Annotated in this window: 12 protein-coding genes; 2 read left to right on the top strand and 10 right to left on the bottom strand. The window is 71.3% G+C overall.

Going from position 1 to position 16,081, the window contains the following annotated elements; genetic code table 11:
- Positions 1-4: 4 nt before the first annotated feature.
- From scpB to AC07EJ_RS31940, 8 genes are all read right to left on the bottom strand, one after another.
- Complete coding sequence (gene scpB / locus AC07EJ_RS31975; protein ID WP_389483274.1) at positions 5-658, bottom strand: SMC-Scp complex subunit ScpB; 654 nt, start codon at positions 656-658, stop codon at positions 5-7.
- On the bottom strand, positions 655-1,755 hold the full coding sequence (locus tag AC07EJ_RS31970; protein WP_393588798.1) for a segregation and condensation protein A: 1,101 nt from the start codon (positions 1,753-1,755) through the stop codon (positions 655-657). The genes scpB and AC07EJ_RS31970 overlap by 4 nt, the downstream gene beginning before the upstream one ends.
- Before the next feature lie 16 nt (positions 1,756-1,771).
- The gene (locus AC07EJ_RS31965) at positions 1,772-2,323 is read right to left on the bottom strand and encodes a hypothetical protein (protein ID WP_389483268.1); all 552 of its coding nucleotides are present in this window, start codon (positions 2,321-2,323) and stop codon (positions 1,772-1,774) included.
- On the bottom strand, positions 2,308-3,477 hold the full coding sequence (locus AC07EJ_RS31960; protein ID WP_100599009.1) for a ParA family protein: 1,170 nt from the start codon (positions 3,475-3,477) through the stop codon (positions 2,308-2,310). The genes AC07EJ_RS31965 and AC07EJ_RS31960 overlap by 16 nt, the downstream gene beginning before the upstream one ends.
- 346 nt (positions 3,478-3,823) lie before the next feature.
- The gene (gene ald / locus AC07EJ_RS31955; RefSeq protein WP_389483265.1) at positions 3,824-4,939 is read right to left on the bottom strand and encodes an alanine dehydrogenase; all 1,116 of its coding nucleotides are present in this window, start codon (positions 4,937-4,939) and stop codon (positions 3,824-3,826) included.
- 144 nt (positions 4,940-5,083) lie between these two features.
- A complete protein-coding gene (locus AC07EJ_RS31950; protein ID WP_393588793.1) occupies positions 5,084-7,123 on the bottom strand; it encodes a tetratricopeptide repeat protein in 2,040 nt (679 codons plus the stop codon).
- Positions 7,124-7,379: 256 nt separating this feature from the next.
- Positions 7,380-8,009: an NUDIX domain-containing protein gene (locus tag AC07EJ_RS31945; RefSeq protein ID WP_389483260.1), complete on the bottom strand. Its 630-nt coding sequence runs from the start codon at positions 8,007-8,009 to the stop codon at positions 7,380-7,382.
- Positions 8,010-8,118: 109 nt separating this feature from the next.
- Positions 8,119-9,792, bottom strand: a complete 1,674-nt coding sequence (locus tag AC07EJ_RS31940) for a CTP synthase (RefSeq protein ID WP_389483258.1) — start codon at positions 9,790-9,792, stop codon at positions 8,119-8,121.
- A gap of 456 nt (positions 9,793-10,248) precedes the next feature.
- Here AC07EJ_RS31940 and AC07EJ_RS31935 point away from each other — a divergent pair, with 456 nt between their 5' ends.
- Positions 10,249-12,057 carry a glycoside hydrolase family 15 protein gene (locus AC07EJ_RS31935; protein WP_389483486.1) on the top strand — a complete coding sequence of 603 codons (1,809 nt, stop codon included), beginning with the start codon at positions 10,249-10,251 and terminating at the stop codon, positions 12,055-12,057.
- A 177-nt stretch (positions 12,058-12,234) separates the two neighbouring features.
- Positions 12,235-13,905: a PucR family transcriptional regulator gene (locus AC07EJ_RS31930; RefSeq protein WP_389483256.1), complete on the top strand. Its 1,671-nt coding sequence runs from the start codon at positions 12,235-12,237 to the stop codon at positions 13,903-13,905.
- Between the two features lie 34 nt (positions 13,906-13,939).
- Here AC07EJ_RS31930 and AC07EJ_RS31925 read toward each other — a convergent pair whose 3' ends face one another.
- Positions 13,940-15,109 carry a glycosyltransferase family 4 protein gene (locus AC07EJ_RS31925; RefSeq protein WP_478885585.1) on the bottom strand — a complete coding sequence of 390 codons (1,170 nt, stop codon included), beginning with the start codon at positions 15,107-15,109 and terminating at the stop codon, positions 13,940-13,942.
- 165 nt (positions 15,110-15,274) lie between these two features.
- Positions 15,275-16,054 carry a hypothetical protein gene (locus tag AC07EJ_RS31920; protein ID WP_478885625.1) on the bottom strand — a complete coding sequence of 260 codons (780 nt, stop codon included), beginning with the start codon at positions 16,052-16,054 and terminating at the stop codon, positions 15,275-15,277.
- Between the last annotated feature and the right edge of the window lie 27 nt (positions 16,055-16,081).

Below are 16,081 nucleotides of genomic sequence, written 5' to 3'. Positions count from 1 at the left end.
CCGTCTAGTCGTCTGCGTCCTCGTAACCCGGCGCATCGGGTGCGTCCGGGTCGAACGACGGGACCCCTTCCTGCGTCTCGGCCTCGATCGCGTCCGCCTCGGGGAGGAAGGGCGCCAGCTCCGGGAGCTCGTCCAGGCCTCGCAGGCCCATCCGCTCCAGAAAGTAGTTCGTCGTCCTGTACAGGATCGCACTTGTTTCGGGTTCCGCGCCCGCCTCCTCGACGAGACCCCTCTGGAGCAGGGTTCGCATCACGCCGTCACAGTTCACTCCGCGCACGGCGGAGACCCGCGAACGGCTCACCGGCTGCCGGTACGCGACCACCGCGAGGGTCTCCAGTGCTGCCTGGGTGAGGCGGGCCTGCTGCCCGTCGAGCACGAAGCGTTCGACCGCCGCCGCGTACTGCGGCCGGGTGTAGAACCGCCAGCCGCCCGCCACGAGCCTCAGCTCGAAGCCGCGGCCCTGGACGGTGTACTCGTCCGCCAGCTCCCGCAGGGCGTCCGCCACGGCCCTGCGGGGCCGGTCCAGGATCTTTGCGAGGTGCTCCTCGGTCGCCGGCTCGTCGACGACCATCAGTACGGCCTCCAGGGCCGGCCTGAGATCCAGCTCCGCGACCCGGTCGGCCCCGGCGACGACTTCCTGCCCGCTCATGCCCGTCATGCCTGCTCCTCCTCCGCCCCGCCCCGCTCGGCCTTCGTCTCTCCACCGTCTTTGCCGGCCGTCTCGGGAGGCCTGTCGAACTCGTCCGTGACGGTCGGCTCCCCCTCGCTCTCCCCGCCGGTCCAGCGCACGAGAAGCTCCCCGAGGGCCTCCTCCTGCTCCAGGCTGACGACCTTCTCCCGGTACAGCTCGAGGAGCGCCAGGAAGCGGGCCACGACGGTCAGGGTGTCGTCGGTGTCCTCCACCAGTACCCGGAAACTCGCCTCGCCCAGTTCCCGCAGCCGCGCCACGACGAGCCCGGCCTGCTCGCGCACGCTGACCAGCGGGGCGTGGATGTGGTCGACGTACACCTGCGGCTTCGGCCTGGGCTGCATCGCCTTCACGGCGAGCCGGGCGAACCCTTCCGCCCCGATGCTGATGACGACTTCCGGCAGCAGCTCGGCGTGGTGCGGCTCCAGACCGACGGTCCGCGGGTAGCGCCGCGCCTCCTCGTCGAGCCGCTCGCTGAAGATGTCGGCGATCTTCTTGTACGCGCGGTACTGGAGCAGCCGGGCGAACAGGAGGTCGCGTGCTTCGAGGAGCGCGAGGTCTGCCTCGTCCTCGACCTCGGCGGTCGGCAGCAGCCGGGCCGCCTTGAGATCGAGGAGCGTGGCGGCGACGACGAGGAATTCGGTGGTCTGGTCGAGATCCCACTCGGGCCCCATGGCACGGATGTGCACCATGAACTCGTCGGTCACCTTGGACAGGGCGACCTCGGTGACGTCCAGCTTGTGTTTGGAGATCAGCTGGAGGAGCAGATCGAAGGGCCCCTCGAAGTTGGCCAGCCGTACCTTGAACCGCCCGTCATCGGGCACAGGCTGCTCAAGTTCCGGTTCCGGGTCGGAGCCCGCGGGCTCCTGAATCTCCAGATCCGGGCCGGGACCCGCAAGCTCCTGAACTTCCGGCTCCGGGTCGGCATCCGGCTCAGGAACGGACCCCGGCTCAGGAACAACCTCCGGCTCCGGCTCCGGCAGCCGCGTCGTCCCCGGTCCCCGGCCCAGCGCGCGTCGCCGCGCGCCCCGGCCGGGCATGGAGGAGTCGTCGTCGTATCCGGGCATCAGGCGGACGTTACCGCTACCGCCCGCGCAGTCGGCGTACGAGAATGCTCGCGTCTCCGCGCGATTCGAGGTCGGCGAGCACCACGGCGACCGCTTCGCGGACGATGCGGCCGCGGTCCACGGCGAGCCCGTGCTCCCCGCGGAGCACGAGGCGCGCGTGCTCGAGGTCCATCAGCTCCTCGGCGGAGACGTACACCGTGATCTTCTCGTCGTGGCGCTCACGCCCGCTCGGCCGCCGGTTGGCGGCCGCCCGGGAGCGCTTGCGCGACGACCCCGCGGAGGCAGAACCTTCCTGCGCCTGCGGGGGACGGCGCCCCGCGGGCTTGTCGCCCTCGGTGGCACGGCTGCGGGACTCGCCCGACTCGTCGTCCGCCGCCGCGTGTTCGGCGCTCTCACCACCCTCGCCGCGCTGCTTGTCCTCCGCGGCGACGGCGTCGCTCTCACCCGCCGGAGCGGGTACCCGTGCCTCGCCGTTGACCGGGCGCCTCGGGGAGGACGCCTGGAGCCCCATTCCCCCGGTCGTACGGAACAGTTCGTCGGCCCCCGGCAGACTCACTCGGCGTGACACCGGGCGAGCACCTCCCTGGCGAGCTGGCGATAGGCGGCCGCGCCGACCGAGTTGGAGGCGTACGTGGTGATGGGCTCACCGGCGACCGTGGTCTCCGGGAAGCGCACGGTCCGGCCGATCACGGTGTGGTAGACGTGATCGTCGAACGCCTCGACCACGCGTGCGAGCACCTCACGGCTGTGCACCGTGCGGGAGTCGTACATCGTGGCGAGGATGCCGTCGAGCTCCAGGTCGGGGTTGAGCCGCTCCTGGACCTTCTCGATGGTCTCCGTGAGGAGCGCGACACCGCGCAGCGCGAAGAACTCGCACTCGAGGGGCACGATCACCTTGTGAGCCGCCGTCAGGGCGTTCACGGTGAGCAGGCCGAGCGAGGGCTGACAGTCGATCACGATGTAGTCGTAGTCGGCCATCAGCGGCTTCAACGCCCGCTGGAGCGTTGACTCGCGCGCGACCTCGCTCACCAACTGCACTTCGGCGGCGGACAGGTCGATGTTGCTCGGCAGCAGGTCCATGTTCGGGACCGCTGTCTTCAGCAGGACCTCGTCCGCGGCCATGCCCCGCTCCATGAGCAGGTTGTAGACCGTCAGATCGAGTTCCATCGGGTTCACGCCGAGACCGACCGAGAGCGCGCCCTGCGGGTCGAAGTCGACGAGCAGGACCCGGCGTCCGTACTCCGCGAGGGCGGCACCCAGGTTGATGGTCGACGTGGTCTTGCCGACGCCGCCCTTCTGGTTGCACATCGCGATGATCTTCGCGGGGCCGTGGTCGGTCAGCGGGCCTGGGATCGGGAAGTACGGGAGCGGGCGTCCGGTCGGACCGACGCGCTCGCGGCGCTGACGGGCAGCGTCGGGCGCGAGCGTGGCCGCGTACTCGGGGTCCGGCTCGTACTCGGCGTCGGGGTCGTAGAAGTGCCCCTCGGGCAGTTCGTCGTAGTCGGCGAAGTGGGTGCGTTCGCCACTTCGGTCGCCGGCCATGGCGTTCACGTGATGGCCATCCATGCTCTGGGGTGCTGTCTGCGTCTGCAGGGGGCTGCTCTGACGGGCGGCAAAGGTACGGACCGCGACGGAGCCGACAGCCTCGAGCCCCGCGGGACCTTGCTCCCTCGCAACCGTTCCTGGTTGACCACCCCCGGGAGTAAATGTCGACTCATTCACAAGTCGTCTTACCTCCTTGGTGACCAGGAAACTTCTAGATAGGTCAGCGTGGCACCATGCCGACGGTTGGCGACTCTATGGCGTGTCACCACTCCGCAGCAACACAATCCGCCGGACCCGGCCCGATGTGTCGGCAACGGAACACCCTTGTGTCAAGGGTGCGCGGCGTCGGTTCGAAGCGTTTCGCGGGTGCGCGAATCGGTTAAAGGGTTACGTTCGAGGCGAGTTGACCAAGTCCGTATTGATGCGCAAGTGATACGCATACGGCCGGACCCCTCACAAGGTCCGGCCGCAGGCGTGAGATTGACGACTTCCGTTGACGAAAGTGGTCGAAGAGGCGTCAGCTTCAGCCGAGCAGGGACTCCAGCTCGGTGTACTCGAGGCCGTGGGACTCGGCGACCTCGCGGTAAACGACCTTGCCGTCATGGGTGTTGAGGCCCAGGGCGAGCGCCGGGTCGCGGCGCAGGGCCTCGGCCCAGCCGCGGTTCGCGAGCTCGACGATGTACGGCAGCGTGGCGTTCGTCAGCGCGTACGTCGACGTGTTGGGCACGGCGCCGGGCATGTTGGCGACGCAGTAGAAGACCGAGTTGTGGACCGGGAAGGTCGGCTCGGCGTGCGTCGTCGGGTGCGAGTCCTCGAAGCAGCCGCCCTGGTCGATCGCGATGTCGACAAGGACACTTCCCGGCTTCATGCGGGAGACGAGCTCGTTGGTGACCAGCTTCGGGGCCTTGGCGCCCGGGATGAGGACGGCACCGATGACCAGGTCGGCCTCGAGGCACGCCTTCTCGAGCTCGAAGGCGTTGGAGACGACGGTCTGGATCTTCGTACCGAAGATCTTGTCGGCTTCCTTGAGCTTGTTGATGTCGCGGTCGAGCAGGGTCACGTGGAAGCCCATGCCGATGGCGATCTGCGCGGCGTTCCAGCCGGAGACGCCGCCGCCGATGACGACGGCCCTGGCGGCGAGCACGCCCGGGACACCGCCCGGCAGGACACCGCGGCCGCCCTGGGCGGCCATCAGGTGGTAGGCGCCGACCTGCGGGGCCAGGCGGCCCGCGACCTCGGACATCGGGGCGAGCAGCGGGAGCGCGCGGTTCGCGGTCTCGACCGTCTCGTACGCGATGGCGGTGGTGCCGGACTCGAGGAGCGCGTCCGTGCACTCCTTGGAGGCGGCGAGGTGCAGGTAGGTGAAGAGCGTCTGGTCCTTGCGGAGGCGGTGGTACTCCTCCGCGATCGGCTCCTTGACCTTCAGGAGCAGGTCAGCGGTGGCCCAGACCTCGTCGGCGGTGCCGAGGATCTGGGCACCGGCCGAGACGTACTCGTCGTCCGTGATCGAGGAGCCGACGCCGGCGTTCTGCTCGACGAAGACCTGGTGGCCGTTGCGCACGAGCTCGTGCACACCGGCGGGGGTGATGGCCACCCGGAACTCGTTGTTCTTGACCTCGCGGGGGATGCCGACCTTCATCGTCGATCACGGTCCTTGGCTCAGGGATTTCTCGGGCAATGCACTACATACCAGTGCGTTAGGGGGCGCACCGGGAGACACCACGGAAGTACGCGGCGGAGCCAGTCTAATGAAGGATTTCTAGCTGTCTAGCCTTTCAAAGCATCAATCTTCTTCGGATGCACTGCGGATTTCGTAGGTGCCAGTGCCCTGTTCTGAGGTCTTTCCTTCGATCGGCAGCTCCTCTCCCAGCATGCGCTCGGCCGCACCGCGGTGCAGTTTGGCCGCCGCGGGGTCCCCGAGCCGGTCGAGGGTGTCGGCCAGGCGGAGCTGCAGCGCGGCCTGCAGCCGCACATCCTTGGCCTGGCGCGCCCACTCGACCGCTTCCTGGCAGGTCTGCAGCGATTCCTCGGGCCGGCCCGCATACTCCTGGACACGCGCCATCTCGCTCAACGCCCGCGCCTGAGCTGCGACATCGCCCTCCTTGCGGTACCCGGCGGCGGCCGAGCGCCAGCTGCGCAGCGCGTCGCCGTAGCGGCCCGCGTAGGTGTTCACCGTGCCGATGCGGCCGTGCAGTCGCGCGGCGTCGGCGCGCTCGCCGCGGGTGAGCCGCTGGGCGAGGGCGCGCCCGTACCAGTCGGCGGCCCGGTGCCAGTCCCCCAGCTGCTGGTACGCACCGCCTACGGATTCCATCGCGCGGCCGGTCGCATACGGGTCCCTGGCTTCGCGTCCGGCGTCCAGAGCGGCCCGGTAGCGGGTGAGCGCGTCCTGGGTCCGGCCGGTCCGCGCGTCGAGGTCGGCGAGGTTCAGGAGGGCCGCGGCCTTCTCACGGGGCAGCTTCCTGCGCTCGGCGACGTCGAGGACGAGGCGGTGGATGCCGTAGAGGTCGGGGGCGGCGGCCTCCGTGCCGACGTGCGCGGCCAGGGCCCGCGTCAGGGCCGCCATCAGGCGCCTGGCCAGGGTGTCGAGCTCGCCGTCGGCGACGGCGAGGCGGGCGGCGGCCAGCAGCGCCGGCCGCCGGACCCGCAGCCACTCGGCGCCCGCCGCGGGGCTCGGGAAGCGCAGGGCGCGGGGCAGCCCCGCGAGCTTCTTGCGCGCGGGCGAGCCGTCCGGTTCGGTGACCGCGCGGCAGGACTGGAGCAGGCGCACGGTGCGCTCCAGCATCCGGGCGCGGGCCAGCTGCACCTCGCCGGGCCGGTCGTGGGTCTCGGTCAGGCCGCGCAGGAGCGGCATCAGGCAGCCGGGCACCTCGTACTGGGGCAGCTCGGACTCGACCCGCCCGACCAGGCCGAGCACGGTGAAGTCATCGAGGGTGGTCTGCGCGGCGGAGACGGAGCAGCCGGCCAGCGCGGACGCGGTGTGCGGGTCGACATGCCCCTCGGGGGCGAGGGACAGGTAGCGCAGTATCCGGGCGGCCGGCACCGGCAGGGACGCGTAGGCGTGCTGGAAGACGCGGGCGAGCGCGGGCCCGTCATCGGTCTGCGCGTGCAGCTGCTTGGCCAGGTCCGCCACGGCTTCCTTGGGCCGTACGGCGAGCCAGCCGCCGGCCAGCACCAGCGCCGCGGGCTGGGACCCACATTCCTCGACCAGGGACTCCGCGGAGCGCGGGTCGACGGTGATGCGGACCGATCCGGTGTGCCGGCCGAGCAGCTCGAGCGCGGATTTCGTGTCGAGGCCGCCGAGTGTGCAGGGCCGCACGTCGGAGATTCCGGTCAGCGGCCCCTCGGACACGGCGACGACCAGGCAGTCGGGGGTTTCGGGGAGCAGCGGGTCGACCTGTTCGGCGTCCGCCGCGTCGTCGAGGAACAGCACGGCCCTGCGGACGGAGAGCCCTTCGCGCAGCCGCTCGGCGAGGTCGTCCTCGCCTTCGCCGGGGGGCGCCGGCAGGTCGAGGGCGTCGAGGAGTTCGCGTGCGGTGCGTTCGGTGGGGACACGGGTGCCGTCCGGGGCGGTGAGGCGGGTCCGCAGGATGCCGTCCGGATAGTCGGCGGCGACCTGTCCGAGGAGCTCTTCGGCGAGCGCGGTGCGACCGGATCCCGGGCGGCCCGCGATGAGCAGCACGCGCGCGCGTGGCGCTTTTCGCCCGGCGATCGTGTCGAGTCCGGCGCGCTCGATGTCGGCGCGCAGTTCCTTCAACTCACGGCTGCGGCCCAGGAACTGACTGTTCTTCAGCCCGCCCTTCGGTTCGACCGCCTGATCCGTCACGGGCCACGCTCCGTCCACCTGTGCCGAACCCGCCGGGAGTTCGGGCGGGACGCTTTCAGAGCCTAGTTCAGGCGGAATGGCGTTCCGCGGCGGGCGGCACGGGGAAGTCCCCTGATCGGATCAAGGGATGGTAGGACCGGAGGTATTTCTTGCCCGGGCACGCACATGTCAGCCCGTCCGGCGTTTGAGGACGAGCCGGAAGGGCGACAGCGGTGTTCTGGGGGCGGCAGCCCCCAGAACACCGGCCACCGACGACCTACGCCTCGAACGGCCGCGCAGGCCAGGGCGCCTCGGCGGGCCGCAACGACGACAACCCGTCCCCGCCCAGCGCAGCGGTGAGCGCGAGCGCCCCCACCACCAGGCAGTTGTTGTGCAGCTCTCCGGCCAGCGCGCCGCGTACGAGCTCTTCCAGGGGGACGCGGGCCAGCTCCATGTCGGCCTCCTCGTCCTCCACCTCGAAGCGCTCGCCCTCCGCCTCGGAGAGGTCGCGGGCGAGGAAGACGCGGACGGCCTCGGAGCAGCCGCCGGGGGTCGTGTAGACGTCGGTGAGGACGCGCCAGCTCTCCGCCTTGACGTGCGCCTCCTCGTAGAGCTCGCGCTGGGCCGCGTGCAGCGGGTTCTCGCCGGGGATGTCGAGCAGTCCGGCCGGGATCTCCCAGAGCTTGTGCCGCACGGGGTGGCGGTACTGCTTGAGGATCAGGACGCGGCCCTGGTCGTCGAGGGCGAGGACGGCGACGGAGCCGGGGTGGACCTGGTAGTCGCGGCGGACGACCGAGCCGTCGGGCATGACCACGTCGTCGGTGCGCACAGAGGTCTTGTTCCCGACGAAGGGGGTCTCGGTCGCACGGACCTCCCACTCCTCGGCGGTGTCCTTGATCGTCGTCATGTCGACACATCCTCCTACGCGCATAAAAAGAACCGGGGTAACAGAAACCGGGGCACGCACCCCAAAAGGCACGCACCCCGGCAACCGTACAACCCTTGTCCTACACGGCTTACTTGGCCTTCTTGCCGTTCGCGGCGGCGCCGGTCTTGCGCTCGACGGCCGCCTTCACCAGGCCCGCGAAGAGCGGGTGCGGGCGGGTCGGGCGGGAGCGGAGCTCGGGGTGCGCCTGGGTCGCGACCAGGTAAGGGTGCACCTCGCGCGGGTACTCCACGTACTCCACGAGCTTGCCGTCCGGCGACGTGCCGGAGAACTGCAGACCGGCCTTCTTCTCCAGCTCGGCGCGGTAGGAGTTGTTCACCTCGTAGCGGTGACGGTGGCGCTCCTCGACGTACTCCTTGCCGTCGTACACCTCGCGCGCGATGGAGCCCTCGGCGAGCTTCGCCGGGTACATGCCCAGGCGCATGGTGCCGCCCATGTCGCCCTCGCCGGCGACGATGTCGAGCTGCTCGGCCATCGTGGAGATGACCGGGTGGGCGGTGGCGGCGTCGAACTCGGTGGAGTTCGCGTCGGGGATGTCGGCCAGGTTCCGCGCGGCCTCGATCACGATGCACTGCAGGCCGAGGCAGAGGCCGAGCAGCGGGATCTTGTTCTCGCGGGCGTACTGGATCGCGCCGACCTTGCCGGACACGCCGCGGTCGCCGAAGCCACCGGGGATGCAGATCGCGTCCACGTCACCGAGCTGCTTCTTGGCGCCGGCCGCGGTCTTGCAGTCGTCGGACGTGACCCACTTGATCTTGACGCGGGCCTTGTTGGCGAAGCCGCCGGCGCGCAGCGCCTCGGTCACCGACAGGTAGGCGTCGGGCAGGTCGATGTACTTGCCGACGAGCGCCATGACGATCTCGTGGTCGGGGTTGTGGACGCGGTCGAGCAGGTCGTCCCAGGTCGTCCAGTCCACGTCGCGGAACGGCAGGTCCAGCTTGCGCACGACGTAGGCGTCCAGGCCCTCGGTGTGCAGGACCTTCGGGATGTCGTAGATCGACGGGGCGTCGATGGCCGCGACGACGGCCGCCTCGTCGACGTCGCACATCAGGGAGATCTTGCGCTTGATCGCGGTGGGCACCTCGCGGTCGGCGCGCAGGACGATCGCGTCCGGCTGGATACCGATGTTGCGCAGGGCGGCGACCGAGTGCTGGGTCGGCTTGGTCTTCAGCTCACCGGACGGGCCGATGTAGGGCAGCAGCGAGATGTGCACGACGAAGACGTTGTCGCGGCCGACCTCGTGGCGGACCTGACGGACGGTCTCCAGGAAGGGCAGGGACTCGATGTCGCCGACCGTGCCGCCGACCTCGGTGATGACGACGTCGACGTCGTCCGTGGCCATGCGGCGGATGCGGTGCTTGATCTCGTTCGTGATGTGCGGGATGACCTGGACGGTGTCGCCGAGGTACTCGCCGCGCCGCTCCTTGGCGATGACCTGGGAGTAGACCTGGCCGGTGGTGACGTTGGCCGTGCCGTCCAGATCCACGTCGAGGAAACGCTCGTAGTGGCCGATGTCCAAGTCGGTCTCGGCGCCGTCGTTGGTGACGAACACCTCACCGTGCTGGAAGGGGTTCATCGTGCCGGGGTCGACGTTCAGGTACGGGTCGAGCTTCTGCATCGTGACCCGCAGACCACGCGCCTTGAGGAGCGCACCCAGGCTGGAGGCCGTCAGGCCCTTGCCGAGGGAGGAGGCGACACCCCCGGTGACGAAGATGTGCTTGGTCGTCGTGGATTTGGGCGTCATGGCCAAGAGGGGGCTCCCGTGGTCGCGGTCTGGAATGCGTACCGGCTTGCCTGGTCCGGAGATTTCCGGGGGTGCCGTCGCTGCGGTTCGGGGGCTTCGACTGCTTGCAGAAGCGCACCGGTCCACGGGCTACCAGGGTAACAGCGAGTGGGCGAGGCTGCTTCCGGCCACGCTCCGCACATGCCTCACCACAGCATCACCGAAGCCTCACCCATCGCTCACCCTTTCGGCCCACTCTCGTTGCCGGGACCGGCGCGCGGATCACCGCGCTGCGTCGTATCCTGCTCGGACACTCGCTGCCGAGCCAGGCCGGCAAACGGCACTACCCCCGCCCGTTACTCCCGGAACAAGAGCTCGTCAGTTCGTTCTTACGACGACGTACCAACACGAACCCTTGACCGCAGAGACCGCAGAGCGATCGCCCTTCCGGGGGCGTACGTGGCCGTTCGACTGGAGATGCACGTGGCCGGGCGCATCGAGGACTACGCACTCATCGGAGACATGCAGACCGCAGCCCTGGTCTGCCGGGACGGAACAGTCGACTGGCTGTGCCTCCCACGCTTCGACTCGCATGCCATTTTCGCCGGCCTGCTGGGCACGGAGGAACACGGCTTCTGGCGGCTGGGACCGGCGCATTCCGCGGAAGCCGGGCCGCCGGCAGCGGCGCGCCGGACGTACCGCGGCGATTCACTGATCCTCGAATCCGAGTGGGACACCCCCCGCGGCACGGTCCGCGTGACCGATTTCATGCCGCCGCGTGACGGCGCGCCGCAGCTGATCCGGATCGTGGAGGGCATCAGCGGCCGCGTCCCGATGCGCTCGGCGCTGCGCATGCGTTTCTCCTACGGGCGGATCGTGCCGTGGGTGCACAAGGTCGACGGCCGTACGGTCGCGGTCGCGGGCCCCGACTCCGTGTGGCTCGACTCGTCCGCGGAGACGTACGGCAAGGACCTGACGACGTACTCCGACTTCACGGTGGCGCCGGGTGACCGGATCGCGTTCACCCTCTCGTGGCAGCCCTCGCACCAGAAGCCGCCGGCCCTCCCCGACCCGGAGGGGTCCCTTGAGGCGACGGAGGAGTTCTGGGGCGAGTGGGTCGAGCACTGTACGTACCACGGGCCCTACCGCGAGGCCGTGGTCCGTTCACTGATCACGCTCAAGGCCCTGACGTACGCGCCGACCGGCGGCATCGTCGCCGCGCCGACGACGTCGCTGCCGGAGGAGATCGGCGGTGTCCGTAACTGGGACTACCGCTACACGTGGCTGCGCGACGCCGCGATCACCCTCTCCTCCATGCTCCGCACCGGCTACCGCGAGGAGGCCCGCGCCTGGCGCGACTGGCTGCTGCGCGCGGTCGCGGGCGACCCGGAGAACCTGCAGATCATGTACGGGATCGCGGGCGAACGTGAGCTGGGCGAAGCGGAGCTCGACTGGCTGCCCGGCTACGAGAACTCGGCGCCGGTACGGGTCGGCAACGGCGCGGCGCACCAGCTCCAGCTGGACGTCTACGGCGAGGTCACCGAGGCGCTGCACCTGGCGCACATGACGGGCCTGACCCGCAACGACTACGCGTCCCTGCTCCAGCTCAAGCTGATCCGCTACCTGGAGAAGCACTGGGACGAGCCGGACGAGGGCATCTGGGAGGTGCGCGGGCCGCGCCGGCACTTCGTTCACTCGAAGGTGATGGCGTGGGTCGCCGTGGACCGCACGATCAAGCTCATCGAGTCGGGTGACGCGGACGGGCCGCTGGAGAAGTGGCGCGAACTGCGCGACGACATCCACCGGGACGTGTGCGAGCGGGGCTACGACAAGGAGCGCAACACGTTCACGCAGTCGTACGGCTCGAAGGAGCTGGACGCCTCGCTGCTCCTGATCCCGCAGATGGGCTTCCTGCCGCCCGACGACAAGCGCGTCATCGGCACGATCGAGGCGATCCAGCGGGAGCTCTCGACGCCGGACGGGTTCATCCTGCGTTACCCGACGACGGGCGAGGACGCGGGCGTCGACGGCCTGGAGGGCGACGAGGGCGCGTTCCTCGCCTGTTCGTTCTGGATGGCCGACGACCTCGCGATGATCGGCCGCGTGGACGAGGCCCGCACGCTCTTCGAGAAGCTCCTGTCGCTGCGCAACGACCTGGGGCTGCTCGCGGAGGAGTGGGACTCGCGTCTGCAGCGCCAGGTCGGCAACTTCCCGCAGGCGTTCAGCCACGTGCCCCTGATCGACACGGCACTGCGGCTGACGGCCTCGGGGGCGTACGGCGGCTAGAGCCCTTTCGTTCGGATCAGGCCTGATCCAGCCGGATCAGGCCTGATCCGGCCAGGCTCCCTGATCACCTTTCCGGCGGCGCGCTCCCCCTGCGGACGCGCCGCCGGCGGCGTCAACCGCGTCCTGCCCGGTGGCCGGAGGTTTTCCCGGAACGTGCGCGCAGGTAGCGTCCGCACCATGGACACTCAGGCCCCCCACAGCAGCGCGCCCGGCACCCAGGGCGGCATCACCGTGCAGCGGGCCCTGGAACTGCCGGGTCTGCGCAGCGGGCTCCCGGAAGTGGTGGCGGGCGGTGACCGGCTGCAGCGCACCGTGCGCTGGGTGCACGCGGGCGAGGTGCCCAACATCGCCTCGCTCCTCAAGGGCGGCGAGCTGCTCCTGACCACCGGGTTCGGCATCGGTACGCGCCCCGCCGAGCAGCGGGCCTTCGTCCGCAAGCTCGCCGACCGCGGCATCTCCGCGCTCGTCATCGAGCTGGGCCAGCGCTTCGCGCGGCTGCCGGCCGCGCTGGTGGAGACCGCGCGCACGGCCGGCCTCCCGCTGGTGCAGCTGCACCGCGAGGTGCCGTTCGTGACGGTCACCGAGGAGGTCCACACCGAGATCGTCAACGGGCACTACGCGCTCCTCCAGCGCGCCGAGGAGGTGCACCGGCGCTGCACGGAGGCCCTGCTCGGCGGCGGCGGAGTGCCCCAAGTCCTGCGCATCCTCGCGGAGTTCAGCGGTAACCCGGTGTTCCTGGAGACGGCCGACGGGCAGCTCCTGTACGCGGCCGGGGGTGAGCCCGAGGTCGCCGACCCGCTCCAGGTGTGGGAGGGGATGCGCGGCCGTCCCGCCGATCGGGACGAGCCGCCGGCAGGGGCTGTGCTCGTCGACGTGCCGGGCGGCGGACCCGGCACCGGGTCCGTGCGGGCGCGCCTCGTCCTGCTGCCGGTCGCGGCCCCGCTGGCGCCCGTGCACCGGATCGCGGCGGAGCGGGCGGCGAGCAGCCTCGCCGTCGTGCTGATGCAGGCCCGCCAGGAGGAGGAGCTGGCGGCGCGCGGCCGTGGCGACTTCCTCACGGATCTCGCGGAGGGCCGGATCACGCCCGACGACGCCCCGGCGCAGGCGCGCGTCCTCGGGTTCAAGCCGTGCGGGCAGGGGCCGCTGCTGCCGGTCGTGATGCGGCTGCCCGAGGCGTCGGTGGGCTCGGTGGGCCTCTCCCCCGGCGGCGGCTGGGCGGTCCTCGCGCGGGCGGTCGCCGAGGAGCTGGCCGCGGTGGGCGTTCCGGTCCTGCTGGGCGTACGGCCCGTCGAGGGGCGCGTCCCGCTGCTGCTCGGGCTGCGGTCGGACTCGGAGCGCACGGCGGTCGCGGACCGGGTGGCGGCCGCGCTGCGGGCCGGGGTCGAGCGGGCGGGCATGCAGCGCGCCGGGACGCAGCCGCCGGTCGTCGTGGTCGGCGGCGCGGGTGGCTGGGCCGCGGCGGCGGCCGGCCTGCGGCACGCGGCCGAGACGGCCACGGCGGCGCAGGGCCTGTCGGACCGGCCCTGGTACGACGCGCGGCGTCTCGACATCGATCTGCTGCTGTGGCGGCTGCGGGACCATCCGGACCTGGCGGCGTTCGTGGAGCGCGCGATCGGCCCCCTCCAGGCCCACGACCGCCGCGCCAAGCCCCCGCTGCTTCCCACGCTCCAGACGTATCTGGCGCACGCGGGCCGCAAGGCGGAGACCGCCCGCGAGCTCCATCTGAACCGCCAGACCCTGTACAACCGCCTGGCCCGCATAGGGGAGTTGCTCGGTACGGACCTCGACGACCCGCAGACGGTGCTCGCGTTGAGCCTTGCGCTGCGGGCGCGCAGGCACGTGGGGTGAGGCATCCTGCCGGGGCGCGTGAGGCCGAAGCGGCTCAGCCCGCCGGCCGCGCCCCCGTCAACTCGTCGTAGACACTGAGCACTTGGGCCACCGTCTCGTCCTCCGTGGGCCACGACGCCGCCTGTACGGTGCCGCGCTCCCTGAGTTGGTCACGACGTGCGGAGTCGGACAGCAGGCGCGTCACGGTGTCGGCGAGGGCGCGCGCGTCGCCGTAAGGGACCAGTTCCGCAGCGTCGCCCACGAGTTCGGGAATGCCGCCGACGTCCGTCGCGACGAGCGGCACGCGCGCGTGGAGCGCCTCCTGCGCGAGGATCGACCGGGACTCCCAACTGCTGGTCAGCAGAGCCACATCGGCGGACGCGAGCAGCTCGGAGACGTCGTCACGGCGCCCCACGAGCCGTACGGGCAGCTGCTCGCTCTCGATGCGGTGCTGGAGCGCTCCCCGCTCCGGCCCCTCCCCCGCGATGACGAGCAGCGGCACGGGATCGAGGTGGCGCCAGGCGCGCGCGGCATCCAGCAGCGTCCCGTAGCCGCGGTGCTTCACGAGACTGCCGACAGCCATCAGCAACGGCCGGTCCACAGAGCCGAGTTCGGCCCGTGACTTGTGCCGCAGGCGCTCCGGGTCCTCGGGTCCCTCGGGCCCTGGCACCGGCGCGGCTTCCGCTGCATCGGGGCGACGCGGCGGCGGGAAGGCGACCGCGGCCAGCCTGGCGTCGCGGGCGCCGCGGAGGCGGGCCCGCTCGACGAGGTCCGACGAGGCGCCGAGGACCACGGACGCAGACCTGGCCACGCGTCGTTCGAGCAGGCGCAGCAGGTGGGCGCGGGCGCCCTCGGCGTGGGAGCGGGTGTGCCAGGTGACGACGAGGGGCGTGGTCCTGCCGCTGAGCGCGAGGGACGCACGCAGCGCGGCGTGCAGCCCGTGCGCGTGGACGAGGTCGGCGTCGGCGCAGGCGAGCCGGAGCGCCGCGACGGACCCGGGGTCGCTGCTGCGGGGCACCGCGACGTGCTGGGCGCCGACGTCCGCGAAGCCGTAGGCGTGCGCGGCCTCGATGGGGGCGCACACCGTGACGCGTACTCCCCTGGCGACGAGCCCGGCGGCCAGCGACCTGACGTGCGTGCTGCTTCCGGCGCTTTTGCCGCCCAGCACTTGCACGGTGCGAAGCGGCGACTGGCCGTGCGCTGGCTGGCTGCTCACGCGACTCACGTGGCCGGGGCTCCTGGGTCGGTCGGTGCGGAATGCGCGGGGCTGTCGCGCCGTAACGGTCTGGGCCAAGGATGCCAGCCCGTACCGGCGTTCCGGCACCGGCCCGGAGTCCCGACCGTGTCGGAATGGGCAACACGTCGTACGGGATCACTCACACGCGTGAATTCAGGTGTGTCGGACTGACTCCGCGCCACGGGCCAGTGCGGTCACTTTGTCCCCGTATGCCGCCGCGAGGACCAGTCCGGCCGCGTGCGCGAGGAGTCCGGCGCGCGCGTTCCCCGCGACGACGGCGACGCCGAGCGCCGCACCGAGGGCGTGCGCCCCGGTGTCGCCGATCATGGTGCGCCCGTCGAGGTCCTCCGGCAGGACGGCGGCGACGGCACCCATGGGGGCCGCGGCGAGGGCCCCCTTGAGCAGTCCGGGCGCCCCGAGCGCGAGCACGGCCGCGGCCGCCCGTCCGGGCCGTACGTCCACCAGGTTCACGAAGTGGGCCGCGCCCGCGATCACGACACCGGCGAGCGCCTTGTCCACGATCCGTTCCTCGAGCAACGCGCCGGCGGCGAGCCCGGCCGCGGAGATGCCGATCAACTTCACGGCCCCACTGGTAAGTTCACCGTCGCGCAGCGCCGACAGATGGGCCCGGAAGCCGCTGCGCGGGTCACCGGCGCCCGCCACGTCGTCGTACGCGCCGCACGCCCCGGCGGCGAGCACGGCCAGGACGGCTGCCCCGCGCCGGCGCCCCGAGGTGGCCGCGGCCGCACCGGCGACGGCCCCGGCCACGACGGCCGGCCCGGCGCACAGGTCGACCGCCCGGCCCGCGAAGTTCGTCCGCTCCCACAGGGCCGGCCCACCCGGCCTGGCCCGCCGCAGCGCCGCATACCCGGCGCGGGCCACGACGGCACCGGCCGCGAGAGCCGCGAACCGGCCCACCACACGCTTGTCCATACTCTTGCCCACACGCTTGTCCATGGC

This window comes from Streptomyces sp. NPDC045026, assembly GCF_056432625.1.
The sequence above is the reverse complement of the archived record's forward strand: the minus strand, read 5'-3'. Positions and strand labels throughout refer to the sequence as shown.